The following is a 22701-nucleotide window of genomic DNA, read 5'->3' as shown; positions in this document are numbered from 1 at the left end:
CGCCTCTGGGCTCACCCGGGGCAACCCACCGCCATGTCCGAATAAAAAGGGGGGCCTTGAGCCCCCCTGAGAACCTACCTTGTAAGCTTTAGGGCTTAGGTCTTTTCACGGAACTTGATCGTGCAGCCGATGCTCTTGGTCTGGGACACGGGCACGGGACGCCCGGCCAGTAGGGCATCGAGGGCGTTCTTGAGGTAGCGCTCCTTGACGGCCTCCGGGTTGCGCGCGTTGTCATCCAGGGCGCCGGTATAGACAAGCTTCCCTTGAGAATCAAACAGGAAAAACTCCGGCGTGTGCGTCGCCCCAAAGGCGCGCGCTACATCGCTTGTAGCGTCCACCACGTACGGGAACTTGAAGCCCCGCTCCTTGGTGCGCTGCTGCATGACTTCGTAGCGATCTTCCGAGTTTTTGGCGGGGTCGTTGGGATTGATCATGATCACCCCGATGCCCTGCGTCTGGGCCCAGTTGCCCACCTCGGCGATGCGCGTCTCCCAAGCCTTCACCCAGGGGCAGGAATTGCAGGAAAAGATCACTAGGGTGCCCTTCTGCCCTTTGACGTCGGCAATGGAGAGCTCGCGGCCGTCTACATTGAGCATTTTGACGTCCTTTACCGAAGCCGGCAGCAGCTCACCGGGCTTGAGCTTGGGGTTAGCGGCCTGACCTTGAGCTTGCGCCCAGAGGGCGAAGGGCAACAGGCAAGCCAGTAAACCGAAGGCGATACGGCGCATAGCGCGTCCTCCTCTCACTTAAGGGTTGGAAAGCACCTCTTGAACCATGCGCTCAAAGGTGGCGTAGTCGGCCTTGCCTTCATGGAAATGACGCAACCGGCCCTGCCGATCGAAGACCAGCGTAGCCGGAATCGCCCCCGACCAGTCGGGGTTGAGCGCATTGATGAAGGCGTTGTCGTCATCCTGCGCTTTGATGTAGGTGGGGAAATCCACCCCCTGCTCAGCCAAGAAGCGGCGTACGGCCTCTAGTTCGGAGTCGAAATCCACGGATACGAACATGACGCGCAGCCCCCGCTCCCGATAGGCCCGCGCCAAGCGCACAAGATCCGGGAATTCCTCCACGCAGGGTTGGCACCACGTGGCCCACAGATTCACCAGCGTCACGGCCGCCTCGGGCTTGCGCACCTCGGCCAAGATACCTTCGGCCGTGACGGGCAAGACCTCGATGGAGGCGGCTTGGGCCCTGTTTTCAGAACGAGCGCTTTCGGAGGCGCTCCGAGCGCATCCCAACCACCCGAGGGCGAGCAGCAAGAGCACTCCGTAATACAAGGGCATGGATCTCACCTACAATAAGCCGCTGCATTAGACCGGACTGTAGCGGCAAAAAGTTTCCCAACTCCGGGTGAAGAGGGAGCTGTTACAAGATTATCACACTCCGTCGGGCTCCTCCTTGTATCGGTCCGGCCAGCAGCGGTTTAGCCAAGCGCGGATGCGGGCCTCGTAGCCTCGGCCGGTGGGCCTGTAGAACAGCCGCGGCTGCATGCCCTCTGGAAAATAGGAGAGGCGCGCGAAGCCCTCTGGCGTTTCATGGGGATAGACGTATCCGCTTCCGTATCCCTCTTGGCGCATAAGCGCGGTTACGGGGTTGCGCAGGTGCAGGGGCACGGGGCGCGCGCCCTCTCGGCGCACCTCTTCAAGGGCGTTTTCGATGGCCCGATAAGCGGCGTTGCTTTTTTCGCAGCCGGCCAAAAACGTAGTAAGCTGTGCCAAAACGATCCGCGCCTCCGGCAGTCCAATCCGGTGCACGGCGTCAAAGGCCGCCGTGGCCAGCAGAAGCGCGTTGGGGTTGGCGTTGCCGATGTCCTCGGCGGCCAAGATGATGAGCCGACGGGCGATGAAAAGCGGGTCCTCGCCTGCCTCCAGCATCACGGCCAGCCAATACAGCGCGGCATCGGGGTCTGAGCCGCGCACGCTTTTAATGAAGGCGCTGATCGTATCGTAATGCCCTTCACCGGCCTTGTCGTACCTCGGTACAACCTGTTGAAAAGCCGCCTCTACGTGTTCGGTGCGAATGCGGCGGCGGCCGTCGGCATCCGCCACAGCCAGGGACAGGGCTAGCTCCAGACCGTTGAGCATTCGCCGGGCGTCCCCTCCTGAGAGCCGTAGCAGCGTCTCCTCGTCCTCCAGCTCAGGCCGGAGGGCCTGTATGTAGGGGTCCTGTAGGGCACGCTGCAGAATCTGGCGCAGGTCTTCGGCTTCTAGGGGCCGAAGCCGATACACCTGACAGCGCGAGACCAAGGCGGGGATGATCTCAAAACTCGGGTTCTCGGTCGTGGCCCCGATCAGGATCACCTGCCCCCGTTCCACATGGGCCAACAGGGCATCTTGCTGAGCTTTGTTGAAACGGTGTAGCTCGTCGATGAAGACTACGGTCCGCTCTCCGCAGGCATGCCGGCGTTCGGCTCGCTCCAGAACGGCGCGCACCTCCTTTACGCCATCCAGCACGGCGCTGAGCGATTCGAAGTGGGCCCCGGATCCCGCGGCGAGCAGCCGCGCCAGAGTCGTCTTGCCCGTACCCGGAGGCCCCCAGAGGATGAGCGAAAGGCTCAGGCGCTCCTCCAGCCAGCGGCGCAGGGGGCGCCCCGGACCGGTCAGGTGTTCTTGTCCGACGACGTCCTGCAGGGCCCGGGGGCGTGTGCGCTCAGCCAGAGGCGCTGCGGGATCTGGAGCGAGAGCTTCGTTGGTAGGCATGGGCGATCGTTGCGCTCAAAACGAACATCAGGGCCACATAATAGCACCACAGCGCCAGAAGCGAAAGCAGGGCGTAGGATCCATAGAGCGCATTTAAGCGGGCAAAGCTGTGGGCCAAATAAAAGCCGATCGCGTACTTGGCTAGCTCCAGTAACAGGGTAAAGGCGACCGATCCCACCCAAGCCGTCGACCAGGGGAGCCGCACCTCGGGTAGATAGCGAAACAAGAGGGCGAAAACAACCGCGTTCAGCAGCGAAGCCAGAGCCGATCCCACCGGACCCACCAAACCGCTCCCAGTGACCAGAATCGAACCGACTCCGTAGGCCTCTAGTAGAGGCTGAAGAGGCCGCCAGAGGATCCCCCATAGGGTGCCCAGCGTGCCCGTGAAGACCACCGCGGACCCAAGCAGCCCAAACCAAAGCAGATCGTAAAGCTTGCTCATGACCGGGTTGCGGCGCTCCGGGAGGCCAAATACAAGATGCACGGTCGTCCGCAGCGAGGCGGCCAGGCTAGAACCCGCTAGAAACAGAGCCCCTGCGGCCAAACCGCTGGCTATGCCTCGGCCCTCGATGAGAGACAACAAAAGCCCCTCTAGGTGTTGCCGCGTAAGCTCGGGATCGGAACTGAAGCGTTCCAGGGCGGGCAGGTACGCCTCCAAAAGCTCGCGTACGCGCGCATGGGCCGCCTCACTGGAAGAGAGGAAAAAGCCCAGGCCGGCTATGGCGAATAGCAATAGCGGTAATGTGGATAAACCCAGCGAAAAGGCCAACGCGGCGGCCATGTAAAACGGATGCCCATGTCGCAGAAGATCCCAGCAGGCGCGCCCAAAGACCCCCCAACGCCCCTGGGCCTGATGGGGTTGCGTCGGCCTGTTTTTTTTCAAACCTTTGAGCGCTCGCATCCTTTTTAAGGTCCGCATAACGAGCAGAAGGAGACAACCTACATGCGCGCCCGCCTTAAGTACGTCGAGGGCCTCACGTTCGTGGGCCAGGCCGGATCCGGGCATTGGACCGTGCTGGATTCGCCGCATGGAGAGCGTCCGGCGGCCGCTACAAGCCCTATGGAGATGATCCTGTTGGCCCTAATGGGCTGCTCCGCTATGGACGTGGTGGCGATCCTCAGAAAGATGCGCGCCCCCTTCGTTGACCTGGAGGTAGAGGTGGAGGCCGATCGGGCCGAGACCCATCCTCGGGTGTACACGCGGCTGCATTTGAGTTATCGAGTAAAGGGCCGGGGTCTGGAGCCGGAGCAGGTCGCCCGGGCCGTGTTGCTATCGCAAGAGAAGTACTGCTCGGTGGCCGCGATGCTACGCGCCAGCGTGCCGATTTCCTATGAAGCCTGGCTCGAGGACGCAGAAACGGGTGAGCGCAAACCCGTATCCTTTGTGGGGGTCTCCGCGAGCTAGACCCACAAGAACTCGACTCCGTCTCCCAAGCCCCCAAAGGCTAACGCAGGCCCCAAGGAGGAACTTTGTCTTGAGGCGAACGTCTGTAAGTTCGGGCTCTGGTTCTGAACTTAGCACCCAGCCTCGCACGCCGTTCCATGCCGGATGCTAAACCTCCCGCCCCCTCGGTATCCTCGACGCTGCCAGCGGCGTCCGAGATCGTCCTGCCCCCTCTATATCGGGATATTCTAGAGGAGCTCCTAGGCCTTTGTCGCCAGCACCTGCGCACAGTCGATGAGGCGCTCATTCAGAAGGCCTTCGCCGTGGCTTATATCGCACACGAGGGCCATGTGCGGGCCTCCGGGGAGCCCTATGTGCTACATCCCATCGAGGTGGCTAAGATCGTGGCCCAGGAGATCGCCTTAGATGACATCTCGGTCGCGGCCGCGCTGCTACACGACGTGGTAGAGGATACGGAGTACTCGCTCGAGGTCATCCGGGCCGAATTCGGCGAGACGATCGCGCGCATCATCGACGGGCTCACGAAAATATCGGGGCTTTTCCGCAGCCGGGCCATCACGCAGGCGGAAAGCTTTCGCAAGCTGCTCTTGTCCATGGTGCAGGACGTGCGCGTGATCTTCATCAAGTTCGCCGATCGGCTGCACAACATGCGCACGATCGAGGTCCTGCCGCCGGAGCGCCGGCTGCGGATCGCCTATGAGACGCGCGATCTGTACGCGCCGCTTGCGCACCGGTTTGGGCTGTTTCGGATCAAGAGCGAACTAGAGGACCTGGCGCTTAAGGTGATCGAGCCGGAGGCGTATCGGTTCATCGCACGCAAGCTGCGCGAAAAAAGACAAGAGCGCGAGGCCTACATCGAACGCTTCGTGCGGCCCATTCGGGAGCGCCTGGAACAAGCGGGGCTGCGCTTTGAGATCACCGGCCGCCCCAAGCACATTTATTCGATCTATCGTAAGATGCGCATTCAGGGCAAGCCCTTCGAGGAGATCTACGACCTGTTTGCCGTGCGCATCATCTTGGACGTGCCCGAGTCGGAGGGCAAGGAGGCCTGCTGGCGCGTCTACGGGATTGTGACCGACATCTACACGCCAATCCCGGATCGGTTTCGGGACTTTCTGTCCGTGCCCAAAGCCAACGGCTACCAGTCCCTGCACACAACGGTCATCGGACCCGACGGACGGCCCGTAGAGGTGCAGATCCGCACTCGGCAGATGCACGAGGTGGCGGAGCGGGGCCTGGCGGCTCACTGGAAATACAAGGAGGGCCTGCAGAGCGTAAACGCCGAGCTGGACCGATGGATCGGCTGGGTGCGCGATATCCTGGAAAGCCGCACGGAGGCTCCCACGGAGTTCGTGCAAGACCTCAAGTTGAGCCTATATCAGGATGAGATCTACGTCTTCACCCCCAAGGGCGATCTGATCACGCTGCCGGCGGGGGCCACGCCGGTGGACTTCGCTTTTCACATCCACACGGAAATCGGCCTGCACTGCATCGGAGCCAAGGTCAACGGCCGCATCGTCCCTTTAAGCCACAAGTTGCAAAGCGGCGATCAGGTCGAGATCCTCACCTCCCGGCGGCAGCAGCCGAATCCGGATTGGCTCAACTTCGTCGTCACGCATAAGGCCCGCGCCAAAATCCGGCAGTTCATCAACGAACAGCGACGCCAGACCATAGAGGCGGGCCGGGCCCTTTTAGAAAAACATCTGGAAAAGCGCAAACGCTCGGTTTCCGATCAAGACCTGAACCGGGTGGCGGCTGCGCTCAAGTTTCCCAACGTAGCGCAGATGTTTTACGAGCTCGGAGCCGAGCTGCTATCCCCCGAAGAGGTGCTGCAGACCTTGGCTCGGCTTGAGCAGCACCCCGAGGCCCCACCTCCGACCCCCGCATCGGAGTCGTCCTATCTCCAGGAGGCCCGCCAAGAAAGAGGGGACGCCATCTTAATCGAGGGAGAGCCCTTGGGGCGGCTCTCCTACGATTATGCGCGCTGCTGTAATCCGATTCCGGGCGATGAAGTGATCGGCTACGTGAGCCGCAACGGAACGCTGCGCATCCACCGCACCAGCTGCCAGAACGTGGCCCATCTTGTCCAGACCGAGCCCGAACGGATCAAACGCGTTGACTGGGCCCGACACAAGGACCTCGAGTTTATCGCTGGGCTTCGGATCATGGGCGAGGATCGGGTGGGCATGCTCAACGACATCACAAACGTCATCTCCCGGGGGCTTAAAACCAACATTCGCTCGATCAACATCGACACCCAGGACGGCATGTTCGACGGCACGATCATCCTGTATGTGCACGATTTGGATCACCTCAATCGGCTGATTGAGCGCCTGCGCCGGATTCCCGGGGTGTACTCGGTGACCCGCTTTGAGGGGTGAGCTCACAGACGGCCCAGCAAGGTGCGCAGGCGCAGCTCCAAGACCTTAAAGAAAGCTTCCCAGATGATGGTCCCGGACATCTTCGAGGCCCCTCGACGCCGGTCGAAGAAAATGATCGGGAATTCTCGAATCCGAAACCCGGCCCGCCAGGTCCGATACGTCAGCTCGATTTGGAACACATACCCATTGGAGTGCACGCGCTCCAAGGGCAAACTCTCCAGCACCCGACGGTGGAAGACTTTAAAGCCCGCCGTTGTGTCCCGAACGGGCATGCCCGTAATGAAGCGCACAAAAACGCTGGCCCCGTAGCTGATGAGCAGCCGCGTAAGCGGCCAATTGATCACGTTCACCCCTCGGACATAGCGAGAACCGATCACCAGATCCGCCCAACCGCGCCGGGCGCGCCGAAGCATGCGCGCAAGGTAGAGGGGCCTGTGGGAGAAGTCGGCGTCCATCTGCGCGATAAGAACATATTCGGGCTGAGCTAAGGCGTAGCGGAATCCGGCCACATAAGCCGGCCCCAGCCCTTGCTTAGTGGAACGCACCAACAGATGCACCCGACCCGGGTAACGCTGCTGGCGAGCGCAGACAACTTGGGCCGTGCCATCCGGGGAGGCGTCATCGACCACGAGCACATCCAGCTTCTCGGAAAGCCGGATCAAGGCGTCGATGAGCGGTCCGATGTTTTCCGCCTCGTTATAGGTGGGGATGACGACCAAAATGCGATCCGGCATGGAGGCTTGACCTTAAAGTCCGAGCTCTGCACCGCACAGCGCGCTGCTCAGGGCCAGGTACGCAGTCGACGGAGGCGGCCGGACCGGTGCACGCGCGGGCGCTAAGGGCACCGGATGGGAGACAGGAGAGGGTATTCTGCCGGCCCCCATCAGAGGGCGATCTTCGGCGTGCGTGAACCCAGCTATCGCAAAAGCCAAGAGGACTTTAGCGTCCTTTTGCGGCAAACATGACATACAAGGTCCGGAGCATGATCTTCAGGTCCATGCGCAGGCTCATGTTGGCGATGTAAAAGAGATCGTACTTGACCTTCTGGCGCACGTCCTCGATGGAGCTATCGTACTTCCAGCGGACCTGGGCCCAGCCCGTGATGCCGGGTTTTACACGCAGACGGCGTCGATACAGGGGGATTTCACGACTCAGGCGCTCGACAAAATACGGGCGCTCCGGCCGAGGCCCCACTAGGCTCATATCTCCTTTGAGCACATTCCAGAACTGGGGGATTTCGTCCAGTCGGGTGCGGCGCAACCAGCCTCCTATGCGCGTCAGGCGGGGATCGCGCTCGGAGGCCCAGACGGGCCCTGTGTCGCGCTCGGCATCTTGGCGCATGGTGCGGAACTTGTACATGACAAAGATGCGCCCATTGCGGCCTACGCGCTCCTGACGGAAAATAACCGGCCCGCGGGAGTCCAACCGGATTAGAAGGGCGATGAGCACCCAGAGCGGAAGCCCGCCCAGCAGAATGCAGGCGGAGACCACCACGTCGATGAGGCGCTTTACATACTGCTCCCAGACCGGCATCGGAGCCGGCAGCAGATCGATAAAGGGCAGCCCATAGATCTCGTTTGTGCGAGCAAAACCGCTGATGACATCGTAAAAGTCCGGCAGGATCTTAAGGGATACGGGCAGCCCGTCGCAGCGCTCCACAACCTGTAGCAGATGCGTCTGATCGGTGGCCTCAAGGGCCACCAGGATGTCTTGGATCTGATAGCGCTCCACGAGCTCGGCGATCTCCTCCAGGCGACCCACCCGGGGCAGCGCATGCACGAGCACCGGGCCCTCATCGGATTCACCTTCACCCTCATCCCCTACGGGCACAAACCCTACGATCTGCAGCCCTTGGGCGGGGTAGTGCCCCACCTCTCGGTAGAGCACCTCGGCCCGCTCTGGGGTGCCTACGATCAGGGCTCGGTGCGCATCCAGGCCCCGCACCAGGCGCCAACGCTGATAGGAGCGCACAGTAAGCCGCAGGCCCGCGCTTGTGCCGAAGACGGCCACCCAGTAGAAGGCGATGCTGCGCCGGGCTGAGCCGATGTTGGGATCGTCTACGAAAAGCAAAAAAAACAAGATCAGCAGACCGATGGTGACGACCTTGGCTAGACTGACAAGCTCATCGAAGCGCGATTGCGCAAAGCGGGGCTGATACTGACCAAAGAAGACAAACACCCAAAGCCAATACAGGCTTAGCACCCCGATGGCCGGGGCCACTAGGGCGGGACGGGCCTGCACCGGCCCCAACCAACCCCATTCGAAACGGGCCATGTAGAAAAGCCCCGTGGCCAACGTGAAGGCCACCAGATCAGCCGTTACCAACAAGGCGAGCTCTAGGCGCCGAGACATGCCAAAGCGATGATGCAAAACAGCGCCCCCAAACTTACGGCCCCGGCCTCAGGTGTGCAAGGCGCTCACTAGACGCGCTTGACTTTACGCGGGAAAGCGCTTTCTTAGTTGACAGCAGCTGTCAGTTGAGAGGAGGAGGATCCTAACCATGACGGGCCAGACGGATGCGACGCAAACGAGGAGGAAAAGGCGCCTGTTGGAGCGTTTAAATTGGCGTCGGCTTATCTGGCGTGATCCGGATCGCCAGCCGCGGCGGCATCGATGCCTCCTTTGCGGCCAGCGCACAGCGCTTCCCGGAGTTTGCGAACTCTGTCAGCGTGAGCTGGGCTCAGGAGAATAAGCTCACTGGACCAGGAGGCCCCTGGACTGGACGAGGCTCTGTCCTCCGTTCGGATAAAGAGCCACCTGGTGGTCTTCCTGGAGCGCGCGCTAGCAGGTGATCCCTTTCGTCCACGGCACGTTGACCAGGGATCTGGTGCACCCGTAGATTCGCAATGGCGAATCGCAACCAGGTCCTCTTATGCGTTTTCCCACTCTGGAGCAGATCCGGCAGGCCCACGTGCAGATTCAGGAGGTGGCGCAGTGGACCCCCACGCTCACCTCAAGCCAACTAAACCGTCGCACGGGCAATCGGCTCTTTTTCAAGGCGGAGAATTTCCAGCGCACAGGCTCCTTCAAGGTGCGCGGGGCCTTTTATAAGCTCAGCCAACTTCCCGAACCCGTCCGTCAGCGCGGGGTGATTACGTATTCCTCTGGCAACCATGGGCAAGCTACGGCCTTTGCCGCCAACTGGTGGGGCGTTCCGGCCGTAGTGGTCATGCCCGAAGACGCAAGCCAAGTCAAAGTGGCGGCCACACGTGCCTACGGGGCCGAAATCATCTTCGCCGGGCGCACCTCAGAGGAACGCTTTCGCCGCGCACACGAGCTGGCCGAGGCACACGGGTACGCGATCGTCCCCCCATATGATGATCCCGCCATCATCACGGGACAGGGCACCGTTGCGCTGGAGCTTTTTGAGGACGTGGGCGACCTGCACTACTTGCTCGTACCCGTTGGGGGCGGAGGGCTTATCGCCGGCATAGCCCTTGCTGCAAAGGCCCTTAATCCCGAAGTCCGCATCATCGGGGTCGAGACGGAAGCGGCCAACGACCTGTACCTGTCCTTCCAACGAGGGGAGCGGGTGCGCATCTCCTATCCCCACACGATCGCCGACGGCATGCGCAACCTGGAGGTGGGCGAGCTTAACTGGGCTATCATCCGGGAGCATGTAGATGAGGTGCTCACCGTCTCAGAGCTGGAAGTCATCGAGGCGATGCGGATGTTGCTGCACTACCTCAAGGTGCTCGTAGAGCCGACGGGCGCTGTAGCGGCCGCAGCGGCCCTTTCGGGTCGGATCCCGGTGCGCGACAAGTGGATCGGTGTGATCCTAAGCGGAGGCAATGTGGACCTGCCCCGCTTAGGACGGTGGCTGCTTGAAGATGGTGCGTGGCCTTGAGGTGGATCGCATTTTCATGCGCCGCGCGCTTCAGCTGGCCGAGCGCGCCCTGCATATGGGCGAGGTCCCCGTAGGCGCGGTGCTCGTCTGTGAGGGCCAGATCATAGCCGAGGCGCACAACGAAGTCGAGGCCCGATGCGATCCCACCGCGCACGCTGAGTTGCTGGCCATACAGCGAAGCCTTCAAGCCCGAGGACAGAAATTCCTCTCGACCTGCACCTTGTACGTCACTTTGGAGCCGTGCCCAATGTGCGCGGGGGCGATCTTGTGGGCTCGCCTGGGTCGGGTGGTGTTTGGGGCCTGGGACCCCAAGGCCGGCGCCGCGGGCAGTTTGTTCGATCTGCTGGGGGGAGGACGCCTACATCACCGACCCGAGGTGCTCTCGGGCCTCGAGGCGGAGGCGGCGGAGGCGCTATTGCGTCGGTTCTTTGCGACGCTTAGAGCCCAATCCCCTTAACCCATCCCTCGTATCGACTCCTAAAGCCGCTGTTGGCCCCATTACAGCGACCTGCCGCAGCCACCAAGGTGACCGCTCTAAAACACGGGACGACGGGGGTGGAGCCCACATAAACGCGCAAGGCGCCCCGGAGGGGCGCCTTGCGCTTCATTTTTTCGGTAGGAGAAGCCCAGAAGTCCGCACTATTCTGCTTGCGCGCCTTTAGAGGGTGATTTCTTGCGGGCGCGCTTTTGCGGAGCGGGCTCGGCTTGTGCGGCCTCCGGTTCGGCCTCGGCCGAGAGGGGAGCTAGCCCACTTAGCTCTGCCAGGGTAGGGGGAGCGGGCTCTTCGCCCAAAACCTGACGCAACTCGGCTTGCTCGCGGGCGCGGGCTTCGGCTTCGGCGCGCTTTTGCGCCTCCCGCTGGGCGCGCTCAGCCTCCCGACGCTCCCGTTCGCGGGCCTTCTGCAGCACGGTCTCGCTTAAGATGATCTTCTGCTCCTGCCGATCGAACTCGATTACGCGCAGCTCGATTTGCTCCCCCACCTTATACAGCTGAGCCGGATCTCCCTCCTTAAGCCGAGCTAGGTGGTTGTTCGGAACGAAACCCTCTACACCTCCATAAGGCAACTCCACCACGACGCCCTTCTCTATGAACTTGCGCACTGTGCCCTTTACGTCCGTGCCCACGGCGTAGACCTGCGCAAACGTATCCCAGGGGTCTTCCTCCAATTGCTTGATGCCCAGACTGATGCGCCGGTTCTCCGCGTCGATGTCCAGGATCACGACCTCGACCTGCTGGCCTTTTTTGAGCATTTCGGCGGGATGGCGGATTTTTTTCGTCCAGGACAGATCGCTCACGTGCACCAGCCCCTCAATACCTGGCTCTAGCTCGATGAAAGCCCCGTACTGGGCTAGGTTCTTGACCGTGCCCAAGTGACGGGACCCGATCGGGTATCGCTCCGGAATCTTGTTCCAGGGGTCCTCGGTCAACTGCTTGATGCCCAGGGAGATCTTGCGGTTCTCCTTGTCGATGGACAGGATCACCACGTCCACGATCTGACCCACAGAGAGCATCTGCGCGGGATGCTTAACGTGCTGCGTCCAGCTCATCTCGCTGACGTGCACCAGCCCCTCGATGCCCTTTTCCAGCTCCACGAAGGCCCCATATTCCGTTAGCGAGACCACCCGGCCTTGGGTGCGCATGCCCTCAAAGTAGCGCTCCTCGATATTCTCCCAAGGATGCGGCTGCAGCTGCTTGAGCCCCAAGCTGATGCGCTGCTTGTTTTCATCGAAGTCGAGCACCACGACCTGCAGCCTCTGGTCCAGCTGCACGACCTCGCTCGGATGGTTGACCCGACCCCAGGATAGGTCGGTGATGTGCAGTAGCCCATCGACACCGCCCAGGTCGATAAACACGCCGAAGTCCGTGATGTTTTTAACCGTGCCCTCTAAAACTTGGCCGCGCTCAAGGTTTTCCAGGATCCGCTGACGCTGCTCCTCCAGATCCTTTTCGATCAGCACCCGGTGCGAAACCACCACGTTTTCGCCGACGCGGTTGAGCTTGACGATCTTAAACTCCATGCGCTTGCCCAGATAGGCGTCGAAATCGCGCACCGGACGCACGTCGATCTGGGATCCGGGCAAAAAGGCCTCCACACCAAACAGATCCACCATCATGCCCCCCTTGACACGACGCTTGATCTCGCCTTCCACGACCTCGTCATTCCGGTAAGCCTGCTCGATGCGTTCCCAGATCCGCATCAGATCCGCTTTCCGGCGAGACAGGACGAGCCTGCCCTCGACGTCTTCCACGGACTCGATATACACCTCGACCTCGTCGCCGGGCTTGAGCGCGGTGATGTCTTTAAACTCCTGAATAGGAATGACCCCCTCGGATTTGAGGCCGACATCGACGTAGACCTCACGGTCCGTAATGGCCGTAATGCGGCCCCGGACGATCTCGCGTTCCTGAAACCGAGCTAGGGTGGCCTCGTAGAGCTTGGCCCTCTCCCAGCGCTCGCGCTCAGCTTGCGCCTCGGCCTCTCTGAGTTCCTCCAGCTTAACCACTCGGGGGGACGGTTTCGATGGCGCCGGAAGCTCCGAAGTCCCCGCATCCGCCGGCGCGGTGCTCTCCACGGCTTCGAGCGTCGTCTTGTGCTCGTCGTTCATGCAGCGCTCTCCTTAGTGGCTATCGCTTCGCCGCCGCCGGCAGCCACGACCGGCGGCGGGATAGGGTTACGATTGCGGAAGAAAGCACGGACCCTGCGGAAGGGAAAATTTCCGCAGAAAATCAGCCGTAAAGGTACGACGGGCATCCGAGCGCAAGCAAGCCGTTACAGGCCTAGCCTTAGCAAGCGCTCTTTGAAGGCCTGGTAGCGCTCCCGGAAATCATCGCCCCTGGGGGCAGAGCCGGGTGCGGCCAGAAGGCGCTCGATCTCCCGGATGCGGCGAGCCGGATCCGGATGCGTGGAAAGGAACTCCGGTGGACGAGGTTGGTGCTGAATACGCCGCAGAAAATTCAGGATGGCATCCGCTCGGTATGGAGAGGCCAAAAGCCAGCGCGTAGCCGATCGGTCGGCCTCAAGTTCAAAATCTCGGCTGAAGCGCAGCGCGGCAAGTCCCGTTCCCAGAGAGGCCAGGAGCTGCTCGAGCAAACCGGGGTCCTGCCCGAGCAGGATCTGGCTTACCCAAGAGAGCCCATAACGGGCCGTGAGCTGGCGCGTTACATGCCGATGGGCAGCGTGCGCGACTTCGTGTCCGAGAATACCGGCCAGCTCGGCTTCGGATTCGACTTGCTTTAGAAGCCCCGTGTACACGTACAGGTATCCCCCGGCCGTGGCGAAGGCGTTTACCGTTTCCCCTCGTACGAGGCTGACGCGGTAGCGGAACACCTCTTCGTGGGGCACGGAGTTATGGCGCAGCAGCGTGTCCACGATCCCCTGTACGTAGGCCAGCAGCGCCCTTTCCTCTGCCGTTCGGGGCTCCCAGATGGCGTACTCCGGGCTGCGCCGCAACGCGGCGTCAAATTGCGCACCCAGGCGCACGTCCTCTTCTACGGGAAACAGGTTCAGACCGGCCGGAACGCCGCAGGAGGGGAAGTACATCCCCCACAGCGCCACAAGCAGCAGCCTTACAGACCGGATGCGCTCGCGTATACCCATGGCAGCTCCTCTTCGTATTCGACGGCCTCCAGCACCAAGCCATGAGCCGGGGCGGCCCAGATGGCCCGGCTTTGTTCGGGATGGGCCAAGTAAGCCCGCACAGCGTCAGGGGGCAGTTTTCCGCGGCCGATCTGCACGAGTGTACCCACAAGCAAGCGAACCATGCCGCGCAAAAACCGGTTGGCCGTGATTTCGAAATAGTAACGTCTCGGCCAGAGCGGGTGCCGATGCCAGGAGGCCTCGTAGACGAAACATCTCCGGCTTGCGGCCGCGCAGCCTTGTTTGACAAAAGCGCCGAAGTCGCGTTCGCCCACCAGCTGGGCCGTGGCCTCTTGGAGGCGATCCCAATCCAACGGATATGGGCAAAACCAGCTCTGATGCCCGTCCAGGGCCGAGGGTGCGGTGCTCAGGTAGTATCGATAAGTGCGGCGTCGCGCGCTATAGCGGGCATGAAACCCCGGAGGGGCTTCGGCCACGGCCCACAGGCGCACATCCCGCGGCAAAAGCCCGTTCAGACCGGCCAGCAGCCGACGCGGTCCTATGGGCCGCTCCAGGCGCACATGGGCCACCTGCTCCCGAGCGTGCACCCCGGCATCGGTGCGTCCGGCGCCCACCACGCGCGCGGACTCGCGCACCAGCACCTGGAGCGCCTCCTCCAGAAGTTGCTGGATGCTGATCCCCCTCGGTTGCCGCTGCCAGCCGGCGTAACGCGTGCCGTCGTATTCGATCCGCAACGCGTACGTCGGCATACCTCAAGCGAGGACCGGTTCTTGAACGGGCTCCTGGACAGAGCGACGCAAGGCCTCTAGCCGACGCAGCTCCCACCACCGGCGCAGAATGGCCATCGAGAAGCCGAGCATGAGCACGAGCGTGCCCAGCCAAAGCAGCCCGATGAAGGGCTTCCGGTGCACCTCCACCAGTACCCAGGGCGGCTGTGCGAGGCCCTCTACGACCAATTCGGCCTGCCCTTGCTCGACGCGCATGCCCTCAAAGCGCACCATCACGTTCCAGTCCGCTACTTGGGCCGCCAGAAAGCGCTGTGTGCGGTCCTTAAGGATCAGGTATACGGGCTCAAGCGTGCGGCTTTGGCCGCTAGTGCGGTTGCGCACCTCTACCGCGGCGGCTACGGCGATGTCGACGTCCTCAGGCCGCAGGCCTTCTGGCAGCCTCAGCTCGCCCTCAGCCCGCATCGGCTCTGGAGCCTTAAGGACGCGAAAGCGCAGGAACCGGATTTCGTAATCGCCTATACGCTCGGCCTCTCCGCGGCGCAGCAAGAACCGATGCCGTGTGCTGTCGTCCTCTTCGGAGCGCAGCATCCAGTCCGGCACCACAGCCACGTATAGATCGTGCGTCCAGAAGCTGGCCACATCCGGATGCTGAATGGCCTGGCCGTTGCGGCTTTTGTATGCGCTTGGCTCCAGAACGGCGAGCCGGCCCTTCGGGTCGGTGATCTCGATTCGATAGAACGTCTCCCCGCGTCTAGGCTCTGTACGCCGGCCCGTGTACGCGATGCGATAGCCTTGGGCCTGCTTGCTTTCGCCCAGGTAGAGCTGGAAGTGTTTGGGGCGCGCATCCCGATGGGCTACGTGGGGATCCTCTGGGTTGCCGAGCAGGATGCCCTCTCCAGGTGGCACAAGGACCTGATCGTACCCCGAGGAGGCCACAATGCCCACTAGCATAAGGGCTACGCCCAGATGAGCCACCGCGCCTCCGGCGAGCCGGGGGTTCCCCCGGAACAGGCGCATCAGCACCCAGACGTTGGCGAAGAAAGCGAAGGCAGAAGCGAAAACAAGCAATAAATAAGACAGCTCCTGCACACCGGCTCCCCATAGGGCCAGGGCCGCTGCGGCGGCGGCCAACATAAAGGGACCGAATACGAGGCGGCTGATGCGGCGCGGCTCGGTGCGATGCCACCAAAGTAGTTGCCCCAATCCGATAAGCAGGCCTATGACTATGGCCAGGGGCAGGGTCCAATTGTTGTAGAAGTGCGCATCCGGCGGGGCGGGGTTCTCCCGGAAAAGCCGCCCCAGAATGGGGGTGCTTGTACCCACGATGATAACCATCGCCGTGGCCGAAAGCGCCATGGCGCCCAAGAAGAGCAAGAACTCGCGGCTCAGCAGACGAGGCTCCCGTGAGGACTTGGGCAGCTCGCGAAAGCGATAGGCGAAGAGCCCGAGCCCCAGCCCCACTACGCTTAGGATCCAGAGCAGCAGCTGATTGTAGAGGCCCAGATCGACGAAAGAGTGCACGCTAGAGTCGCCCAGAATCCCGCTGCGCGTCAGAAAGGTCGAGTAGACCACAAAGGCGAAGGCGAGCACGGGCAAAAGCAAGGCGGCCTTGTAGCTGGTGCCGCTTCCTCTGTAGGCGATCATCGCGTGCAGAGCCGCGGCCCCAATCAGCCAAGGCACAAGCGAGGAATTCTCAACCGGATCCCAGGCCCAGTAGCCCCCGAAGGAAAGCGTCACGTAGGCCCAGTAGCCGCCTAGAATGATCCCCACCCCCAAGGCGAGTGTCGCGAAGAGCATCCAGGGCAGAGCGGGACGGATCCACTCCGTGTAGCGGCGCGTCCACATTCCGGCCACGGCGAAAGCGAAAGGCACCACCATGGCGGCAAACCCGACGAAAAGCGTCGGCGGATGGGCGGCCATCCAGGGGTTTTGCAGCAGGTCGTTTAGCCCGTTGCCGTCTTCGGGTCGGAAGGCGGGGTTTTGCCGAAAGACCGGGGCGTCGGGGAACTTCTCAGCCAGCCGCAAGAAGGGGCTGCTGCCGATCTCAAGCGGGCCCAAGCGCACACCGAGCATCATGGAGAGCAAAAAAAGCTGACTTACGGCCACCACAGCCATAACGGGGGCTCGAAAGCTGCCCGCCGTGCGCGCTAGCACCCATCCGAGCACAGCTTGATAGAGCGCCCACAGGAGGAAACTCCCCTCCTGCCCCGCCCAAAAGGCGGAGACGACGTATAGCAGGGGCAGCTCGCGCGCCGTGTGCTGATACACATAGGCGTACTCAAAGCGTTGGGCCACAAGCAGGTAGAGCAGCAGAGCCGAAGCGCCCAGAAGCCCCCCGAGGGCGAGCATCCAGGACGCGCGCCCCCAGCGGGTCCACGCCTCCTCCCACGGCGGCTGCCGCACGGCCTTATAGTAGGCCCATCCGGACACCGCCGTGGCCACGAAGGCCAGCTTAAGCAGCGCGCTCCCCCAAAATCCTATGTCCATGGCCGCTCCATCTGGCGCATCACAGATTCGAGCTGGGCTTGAGCTCAGCGGGAACCTGATCGTTGTACTTCGAGGGGCATTTGATCAGGATTCGATCCGCGTAGAAGAGCCCTTCGCGCATGCGGCCCTCGACCACGATGCGCTCGGCGTCTTCGAAGCCGGCGGGCTTGGGGCCAGGGTAGATTACGCGGCGCAGGTTCCCGGATTCATCCCGCATCCAGAAGCTGAACTCGGCGCGGGCCAGGTCAAAGCGCGTTCCCCGCTCAGGAACCCAAAAGCCCACTACATGGGCGCGAGCTCCCGAGGACTCCGCCTGGGCGAAGTCCATATATCCGCCAACGCTTTGACCGAAGTTGAACAGCAGCAGCCCCAGGAAACCCGCCGCCAGCAGTCCGCCTACAAGAAGCTTATGCGTTCGGCTCATTTTCGGGCTCCAGAAGCTGTAAGCGCTCTAGCTCCTGCTCCAGTCGATGGGTACGACGCTCCAGATGCCACAGAAAAGCCACGATGCCGGCCCAGATCAGCAGCACGACTCCGAGCACCACGTAGAGCTTCTCTTGGCTCAGCATGACGGCCTCAAACCCGGAACGCGCCCCCGCGGTGGACGCAAGGAGCGTGTCTGTGTACTCCTGCAGCCGCTGCAGGCTGTCTACGGTGGACATGGCTACGGTTCCTCTATCTGCTCGCGCTGCGCCTCCAGAAGGCGGCGCAGGCGAGCTTGGCGATAGCTAAGCTCAAAGAGCCAGGCGAAAAGCCCCAGGAAGCCCAACACCGCGGCGTAGAACACAACGCGCATCTGGGGCGCGGTGATCTCATCAAAGGCGGGGTTGCCTTCTGCACCCGGATGCAGACTGGGCAGCTGTCGGGGCACGATGAAGAGCAGAAACGGCATGCTCAGCAAGGCCAAAAAGGCGTACGCGGCGCTCAGGCGCGCTCGGCGCCGCTCCTCTTCCACGGCGCTGCGCAGAGCAAAATACGCCCCCAAAAGCAACAGCTGGGCCAGGGCCAGCGTCTGCTTCGGATCCCAGTTCCACCAGGCCCCCCAGGTAAAACGCGCCCACAATGAGCCCGTAAGCAGCCCCAGCACGCCGAAGAGCACAGCCACTCGCGCGGCCTGCTCGGCCTTGAGGTCATCCTCGGTGCGGCCTCGCAGCAGGTACCGCAGGCTGTACCACACGGCCAGCCCAAAGCCTAGGATCATGGTAAACCACATGGGCACATGAAAGTACAGGTTGCGCGCACTCTGCTCCAGAATCGGAAGCCGCGGGATCTCGACTGCGAATGCGGCCACCAGGACCCCCGTTATCCAAAGGACCACAAGTCCCTTCCAGAACGCTATGCGCATACTCATTCCTGCCAAACGTAATCGAACAGCGCCCAGGAGGCGGCAAACATGGCCCCAGCGTACCCGGTTAACGCCAAAAGCGCGGCGCTCGTTTCCGCAAGCCCTCCGCCTCGAATCGCCTGTTCGGTGCCATGCGCGCCCACCAGAAGCACCGGAATGAGCACAGGCAAACCTAAGACCGCTAGCAAGGGGCCGCGGGCGCTCGTGCGGGCGATCAGGGCGGAAAGCAGGGTCATAACCCCCGAAAGCCCCCAAGAGCCGAGCCCCAGCAGGAGGGCCAGCAGGTCAAGCCGCCGTACCGAGAGCCCCAACAACAGCTCATAGGCGCCGACGGATAGCGTGCTCAGCAGCAGGGTAAGGGCCAGCGTAAAGAGCCATTTGCCTACGTAGACAGCCGAAGCCGGGGCGTGCAAGCGTAGGATCCAGACCGTGCCCCGGTCCTCCTCGCTAATGAAGGCGCGACCCAAACCGCTGCTAGCCGAAAACAGCAGCACTACCCACAGCAGGGCCGCGTGCAGCCCGGGTTCCACTTGTCGGCCCCGCACGGCAAAGCTTACGAGCATGAGCGCGGAGGCGGCGAAGACAAACAGCGTCTGCAACCCATAGCGTAGGCGCAGCTCCGATGCGGCCTCCTTACGAAAAACCGCCCACACGCTGCGTAACCAGGTGCGCGCCGCACGCCCCATACCTGCGCAAACCTACGGCTTACGACACAGAAAAGTAAACGGTCATAAGGGCGAATCCCGCTAATTCGCCGTATCTTCGCGCCCGATTCGCATGGAGTCTCTGGTTTATGCGGTAAAACCCGAGCGGCGGGCCCGGCTCACCACAGGGGTCATCCTAGGGGTGCTGCTAGTGGCCCTAGAGGGCACTGTGGTGGCTACGGCCATGCCGCGCGTTATACGGGATCTCGGAGGCGCCGAGCTCTATAGCCTTCCCTTCACGTTTTATTTGCTCAGCATGACCCTCAGCGGCCCCCTGTGGGGACGGCTTTCGGATTTGTGGGGTCGCAGAACCCCCTACTGCTGGGCGGTGGGGCTGTTTTTGCTTGGTTCGGCCCTCAGCGGGGCGTCCTGGGACATGATGACCCTCATCGCGGCTCGAACCCTTCAGGGGCTGGGAGCCGGTGGGGTGCAAACGCTCAACCTGACCCTCATCGGAGAATGCTATCCCATGGCCGAACGGGCCCGCATGCAGGCCTACATCAGCGTGGTTTGGGGGCTTTCCTCCGCTATAGGCCCTCTGGCGGGCGGGCTGATCACGGATGTGCTCTCCTGGAGAGCCGTGTTCTGGCTGGCTCTGCCCGTGGGCGTAGCGGCCTTGAGCTTGGTGGGCAGCGCTTACCCCCGCTCTGCGGGCTATCGTCGAGGCTCTCGCCTAGACGTTCCGGGCGCCCTGTGGTTTGCCTGCAGCGGCGCAATGCTCCTATACGGCTTAGAGCGTCACCTGTGGGGGTTGACAGGGGCTGCTGCCGCTTTGCTGCTCATGCTCCCCTGCATAGAGGCGCATCAGCCTGTGCCCCTGGTGCCCGTGCACGCCTTTCGCGACCGCTTCCTGCGCGGTTCGCTATTGGGCAATTACTTGGGCGGGATGGCCTTCTTCGGGGCCGTGGCTTTCATTCCCCTTTGGGGCCAGGTCGCGCTCGGTCGATCTGCGGCTGAGGCGGGTCTGTTGCTCACGCCCCTAAGCGGGGGCTGGACGTTGAGCGGAGCCCTGGCGGCGCGCTGGCTGCCGCGTTGGGGGGCGGTTCGGCTTGTGCGGCTCGGAGCCGCCCTGATCGTAATTGGATTTTCGGCCTGGGCCGCGCTCAGCCGAGCGCCCTTCGGCGTGCAAATGCTCTGCGGCATCCTGATAGGCGCGGGCATGGGACAGGTTATGATCGCCCTGCTCATCAGCACCCAGGAAGCCGCTCGCCGCGATGAGCTGGGGGTGATCACGGCTCTCGTTTTCTTCGCCCGCAACGTGGGAGGAGCTATGGGCACAGCGCTCATGAGCGCGCTTCTGGGACAGGCCCTCTTCGAGGTGCGGCACCTGCTGGAGCGTTTTCCGCTGCTTCTTGCCTTTGCCGCCTGCCTAGGGCTGCTGTTATGGGGGGTAAGCGGATCCCTGCAGGGGCCCGCTACGAACGCACGCGCTCCGGATCCGGAGCAAGCGCCTCAAGGGGCCACCGGCTCGCGAGCGCCCAACGCGGCAAACGCTCCACACCTCCCCAACGCAGAAAGCCGGCCAGCGCCTGCGCCAGACCGGGGGCCCATAGAAGCCCCCTAGAGCCAAGCGCGCCGAAGACGAAGAGCCCTTCACAGCCGGGCACGGGGCCGAGTACGGGGCGAAAATCCCTCGCCACTAGCCGACAGCCAGCCCAGCTTGCTTGCACCTCGGCCTGCTCAAGTGGGGGATAAACCTCCGCCAGATAAGCCCTTAGTTCTTCAAGAGGTCTCGTCTCAAAGGGTGACCCATCTAAAGCGCGGTACATGCCCCCCAACCAAGCGGTTTGGCTTGACTCCGGGATCAGATATCCGCGCCGGTGCAGGGCGAAGGAGGGCCCTGGCGCAAGCCGAAGCCGCAGCAGATCTCCTTGGTATCGACGCACCGGCAAAGCTGGAAACCAGGTGCCCAGCTCAGCTCCCACGGCCAGCACGACGCGCCCGGCCCGCAGCCTACCCCAGGATCCGTGAGCGATCCAGCTTGAACCCATGCGCTCTAAAGCCTCTAGGCGCCCTTCGAAGTAGGATACGGAGGCGGATCTCAACAGGGCGTGGAAACGCCCCACAAGCACGCTCATTGAGACCGCACAAGCGGGCAGAAGACGATAGGCAACCTGGGCCAGCTGCAAATTCGAGTAGCGTCGCCGGGCCTCTGCAGGGTCCAAGCGCTCCACCAGGGCGATCTGGCCGCGGCCAGCCGCCCTCCCCCGATAAGAGCGCTCTAGGCGCTCGGCTTCTTCCGTGTCAACGGGCACCCGAATGAGCTCTAGCGGACGCCCTCGCTCCCCCGTGCGAGCCAGCCACAACAGCGCATCCTGATACGCCCACAACGCTTCCTGAGCTGGCGCGACAGAACGCCCAGAAAAAGGGTGCAGCAAGGCTTCCGGAACCTCAGAGGCGCTAGGCCCCCGGGCGTCTACCAAGCAGAGCGCCGAAGCCGGAAAGCCCGCCTGCAAAAGCGCTTCAGCCAGGCTAAGCCCGGCTATTCCCCCTCCCACAAGCAGAATCAGCGCCTGCTCAGGAGGCATCCTCGCAGCTCCGAAAGAACCGGCTATAGGGCAGAATGAAGTATCCAGCCAGAGCCTCGGCGCGATGGGCCGCTACGGTCATTTCACGCTTGCGCAGCACGCCGGGCAAGCGGGCGATGATGAGCCGAGCGCGCAGCATGGCCCTGCGGGCTGCGGTCGCAGCCCCGTAGGTGGCCAGGATGCCCATCGGCGCCATGCGATGAGCCAGCCAGGCAAAACAGGCTCGCGTCCAACACTCCGGGTTACTCTTAAGGTCAAAAGGATCATGGTAGACGGCCTGAGCAGCTAACTTCGGCACCGGGGCCTGACGCCAGTCGACGGGGTACAGATACAGACACACGCGCCCTTGGGCCCCCAAGACCACCTGCGGACAGCGATCCGGATGCCGACGGGCGCGCGCAAGAGCCTCACAGAGCACCTCCACTAGCTCCGGATGCTCCAGGCGCTCCCGATACCGCAAGGCCTCGATCAGCTCAGGGCTTACGGGGGAACGCTCGATGGCGTGGTATTCCAACAGACCTCCGGAGTAACGTTGCAAAAAAGCCTCTGCGGTCACCAGAAAGTTCATGCCGGCCCCTAGGCCCAGCTCCAGCACTCGCCAGGGGGGAGCATAGCGTTCCAGGCGGGTGCCGCGCAGGAACACGTGTCGGGCTTCGGTGCAGGCCCCGAACCGAGAACGAAAACATAGACCCCGCTCCGGCTCGTAGAGCGTCCAGGAGCCATCGCCCGTCTGCAGGGGCACGTAGGGGCTGCGGCTTTCCATGTGGATGCGACTCCGGCTTTATTAAAGTACACTCCGGCATTTCGTTTCGCCATCTGAGCGGGAGGCCGGAACCCCGACGTAAGCATCACGTTGAATGCTCACGGAATCGTTCGGCCTCTGGCAATGAATTTGCGGTCTTAGTAGTTGACAAGCCTACCGACCCCATGTAAATTCCGACCAGGCTTATGGGGTTATAGGCTTTGGCTTGAGTTCGA

20 protein-coding genes and 1 pseudogene are annotated in these 22701 nt (G+C 62.5%); 5 read left to right on the top strand and 16 right to left on the bottom strand.

Going from position 1 to position 22701, the window contains the following annotated elements; translation table 11 throughout:
• Positions 1-95 precede the first annotated feature (95 nt).
• The 4 genes from NZ993_00445 to NZ993_00430 all read right to left on the bottom strand — a co-directional run bounded on the left by NZ993_00445 (position 96) and on the right by NZ993_00430 (position 3582).
• A complete protein-coding gene (locus NZ993_00445) occupies positions 96-728 on the bottom strand; it encodes a thioredoxin family protein (protein MCS7154267.1) in 633 nt (210 codons plus the stop codon).
• Positions 729-746: 18 nt separating this feature from the next.
• Complete coding sequence (locus tag NZ993_00440; protein MCS7154266.1) at positions 747-1283, bottom strand: TlpA family protein disulfide reductase; 537 nt, start codon at positions 1281-1283, stop codon at positions 747-749.
• A gap of 93 nt (positions 1284-1376) precedes the next feature.
• Positions 1377-2699, bottom strand: coding sequence for a replication-associated recombination protein A (locus NZ993_00435; GenBank protein ID MCS7154265.1), 1323 nt, complete (start codon positions 2697-2699; stop codon positions 1377-1379).
• The gene (locus NZ993_00430) at positions 2650-3582 is read right to left on the bottom strand and encodes a YihY/virulence factor BrkB family protein (GenBank protein ID MCS7154264.1); all 933 of its coding nucleotides are present in this window, start codon (positions 3580-3582) and stop codon (positions 2650-2652) included. The genes NZ993_00435 and NZ993_00430 overlap by 50 nt, the downstream gene beginning before the upstream one ends.
• A gap of 60 nt (positions 3583-3642) precedes the next feature.
• Here NZ993_00430 and NZ993_00425 point away from each other — a divergent pair, with 60 nt between their 5' ends.
• The gene (locus NZ993_00425; GenBank protein MCS7154263.1) at positions 3643-4104 is read left to right on the top strand and encodes an OsmC family protein; all 462 of its coding nucleotides are present in this window, start codon (positions 3643-3645) and stop codon (positions 4102-4104) included.
• Between the two features lie 137 nt (positions 4105-4241).
• The gene (locus tag NZ993_00420) at positions 4242-6485 is read left to right on the top strand and encodes a bifunctional (p)ppGpp synthetase/guanosine-3',5'-bis(diphosphate) 3'-pyrophosphohydrolase (protein ID MCS7154262.1); all 2244 of its coding nucleotides are present in this window, start codon (positions 4242-4244) and stop codon (positions 6483-6485) included.
• A 2-nt stretch (positions 6486-6487) separates the two neighbouring features.
• On the opposite strand, the gene NZ993_00415 is transcribed toward NZ993_00420, so the two are convergent.
• Positions 6488-7219 (bottom strand): polyprenol monophosphomannose synthase, encoded by a 732-nt coding sequence (locus NZ993_00415; GenBank protein ID MCS7154261.1) that lies wholly within the window; start codon positions 7217-7219, stop codon positions 6488-6490.
• A 205-nt stretch (positions 7220-7424) separates the two neighbouring features.
• Positions 7425-8855: a sugar transferase gene (locus tag NZ993_00410; GenBank protein ID MCS7154260.1), complete on the bottom strand. Its 1431-nt coding sequence runs from the start codon at positions 8853-8855 to the stop codon at positions 7425-7427.
• Between the two features lie 502 nt (positions 8856-9357).
• Here NZ993_00410 and NZ993_00405 point away from each other — a divergent pair.
• Together NZ993_00405 and tadA are read left to right on the top strand one after the other, a co-directional pair.
• Positions 9358-10332 carry a threonine/serine dehydratase gene (locus tag NZ993_00405; GenBank protein MCS7154259.1) on the top strand — a complete coding sequence of 325 codons (975 nt, stop codon included), beginning with the start codon at positions 9358-9360 and terminating at the stop codon, positions 10330-10332.
• A gap of 16 nt (positions 10333-10348) precedes the next feature.
• Positions 10349-10789 (top strand): tRNA adenosine(34) deaminase TadA, encoded by a 441-nt coding sequence (tadA, locus tag NZ993_00400; GenBank protein ID MCS7154258.1) that lies wholly within the window; start codon positions 10349-10351, stop codon positions 10787-10789.
• A 182-nt stretch (positions 10790-10971) separates the two neighbouring features.
• Here tadA and rpsA read toward each other — a convergent pair whose 3' ends face one another.
• From rpsA to NZ993_00360, 8 genes are all read right to left on the bottom strand, one after another.
• Complete coding sequence (rpsA, locus tag NZ993_00395; GenBank protein ID MCS7154257.1) at positions 10972-12939, bottom strand: 30S ribosomal protein S1; 1968 nt, start codon at positions 12937-12939, stop codon at positions 10972-10974.
• Between the two features lie 164 nt (positions 12940-13103).
• Entirely contained in the window at positions 13104-13931 is an 828-nt protein-coding gene (locus tag NZ993_00390) for a M48 family metalloprotease (protein ID MCS7154256.1), read from the bottom strand.
• Positions 13901-14680, bottom strand: a complete 780-nt coding sequence (truA, locus tag NZ993_00385) for a tRNA pseudouridine(38-40) synthase TruA (GenBank protein MCS7154255.1) — start codon at positions 14678-14680, stop codon at positions 13901-13903. The genes NZ993_00390 and truA overlap by 31 nt, the downstream gene beginning before the upstream one ends.
• 3 nt (positions 14681-14683) lie before the next feature.
• Positions 14684-17146, bottom strand: coding sequence for a cytochrome c biogenesis protein CcsA (ccsA, locus tag NZ993_00380; GenBank protein ID MCS7154254.1), 2463 nt, complete (start codon positions 17144-17146; stop codon positions 14684-14686).
• Between the two features lie 19 nt (positions 17147-17165).
• Positions 17166-17570, bottom strand: a complete 405-nt coding sequence (locus NZ993_00375) for a cytochrome c maturation protein CcmE (protein MCS7154253.1) — start codon at positions 17568-17570, stop codon at positions 17166-17168.
• The gene (locus NZ993_00370; protein MCS7154252.1) at positions 17554-17808 is read right to left on the bottom strand and encodes a CcmD family protein; all 255 of its coding nucleotides are present in this window, start codon (positions 17806-17808) and stop codon (positions 17554-17556) included. Before NZ993_00370 ends, NZ993_00375 begins: the two co-directional genes overlap by 17 nt.
• 2 nt (positions 17809-17810) lie before the next feature.
• A complete protein-coding gene (gene ccsA, locus NZ993_00365; GenBank protein ID MCS7154251.1) occupies positions 17811-18491 on the bottom strand; it encodes a cytochrome c biogenesis protein CcsA in 681 nt (226 codons plus the stop codon).
• Positions 18492-18493: 2 nt separating this feature from the next.
• Complete coding sequence (locus NZ993_00360; protein MCS7154250.1) at positions 18494-19177, bottom strand: heme exporter protein CcmB; 684 nt, start codon at positions 19175-19177, stop codon at positions 18494-18496.
• A 91-nt stretch (positions 19178-19268) separates the two neighbouring features.
• Here NZ993_00360 and NZ993_00355 point away from each other — a divergent pair.
• Positions 19269-20459: pseudogene (locus tag NZ993_00355) on the top strand (MFS transporter).
• A gap of 151 nt (positions 20460-20610) precedes the next feature.
• Here NZ993_00355 and NZ993_00350 read toward each other — a convergent pair.
• On the bottom strand, positions 20611-21723 hold the full coding sequence (locus NZ993_00350) for an FAD-binding oxidoreductase (GenBank protein ID MCS7154249.1): 1113 nt from the start codon (positions 21721-21723) through the stop codon (positions 20611-20613).
• Positions 21713-22486 carry an MnmC family methyltransferase gene (locus NZ993_00345; GenBank protein ID MCS7154248.1) on the bottom strand — a complete coding sequence of 258 codons (774 nt, stop codon included), beginning with the start codon at positions 22484-22486 and terminating at the stop codon, positions 21713-21715. Before NZ993_00345 ends, NZ993_00350 begins: the two co-directional genes overlap by 11 nt.
• Positions 22487-22701 lie beyond the last annotated feature (215 nt).

The sequence above is a fragment of the Bacteroidota bacterium genome (genome assembly GCA_025059945.1).
In the GTDB taxonomy this organism is placed as follows: Bacteria; Bacteroidota; Rhodothermia; order JANXDC01; family JANXDC01; genus JANXDC01.
This window is presented reverse-complemented; position numbering and strand designations above follow the sequence as displayed.

Coding starts and splice junctions, on each gene's coding strand:
- NZ993_00445 (MCS7154267.1), bottom strand. CDS start 728: ATGCGCCGTATCGCCTTCGGTTTACTGGCTTGCCTGTTGCCCTTCGCC.
- NZ993_00440 (MCS7154266.1), bottom strand. CDS start 1,283: ATGCCCTTGTATTACGGAGTGCTCTTGCTGCTCGCCCTCGGGTGGTTG.
- NZ993_00435 (MCS7154265.1), bottom strand. CDS start 2,699: ATGCCTACCAACGAAGCTCTCGCTCCAGATCCCGCAGCGCCTCTGGCT.
- NZ993_00425 (MCS7154263.1), top strand. CDS start 3,643: ATGCGCGCCCGCCTTAAGTACGTCGAGGGCCTCACGTTCGTGGGCCAG.
- NZ993_00420 (MCS7154262.1), top strand. CDS start 4,242: ATGCCGGATGCTAAACCTCCCGCCCCCTCGGTATCCTCGACGCTGCCA.
- NZ993_00415 (MCS7154261.1), bottom strand. CDS start 7,219: ATGCCGGATCGCATTTTGGTCGTCATCCCCACCTATAACGAGGCGGAA.
- NZ993_00405 (MCS7154259.1), top strand. CDS start 9,358: ATGCGTTTTCCCACTCTGGAGCAGATCCGGCAGGCCCACGTGCAGATT.
- tadA (MCS7154258.1), top strand. CDS start 10,349: ATGCGCCGCGCGCTTCAGCTGGCCGAGCGCGCCCTGCATATGGGCGAG.
- rpsA (MCS7154257.1), bottom strand. CDS start 12,939: ATGAACGACGAGCACAAGACGACGCTCGAAGCCGTGGAGAGCACCGCG.
- NZ993_00390 (MCS7154256.1), bottom strand. CDS start 13,931: ATGGGTATACGCGAGCGCATCCGGTCTGTAAGGCTGCTGCTTGTGGCG.
- truA (MCS7154255.1), bottom strand. CDS start 14,680: ATGCCGACGTACGCGTTGCGGATCGAATACGACGGCACGCGTTACGCC.
- ccsA (MCS7154254.1), bottom strand. CDS start 17,146: ATGGACATAGGATTTTGGGGGAGCGCGCTGCTTAAGCTGGCCTTCGTG.
- NZ993_00375 (MCS7154253.1), bottom strand. CDS start 17,570: ATGAGCCGAACGCATAAGCTTCTTGTAGGCGGACTGCTGGCGGCGGGT.
- NZ993_00370 (MCS7154252.1), bottom strand. CDS start 17,808: ATGTCCACCGTAGACAGCCTGCAGCGGCTGCAGGAGTACACAGACACG.
- ccsA (MCS7154251.1), bottom strand. CDS start 18,491: ATGCGCATAGCGTTCTGGAAGGGACTTGTGGTCCTTTGGATAACGGGG.
- NZ993_00360 (MCS7154250.1), bottom strand. CDS start 19,177: ATGGGGCGTGCGGCGCGCACCTGGTTACGCAGCGTGTGGGCGGTTTTT.
- NZ993_00350 (MCS7154249.1), bottom strand. CDS start 21,723: ATGCCTCCTGAGCAGGCGCTGATTCTGCTTGTGGGAGGGGGAATAGCC.
- NZ993_00345 (MCS7154248.1), bottom strand. CDS start 22,486: ATGGAAAGCCGCAGCCCCTACGTGCCCCTGCAGACGGGCGATGGCTCC.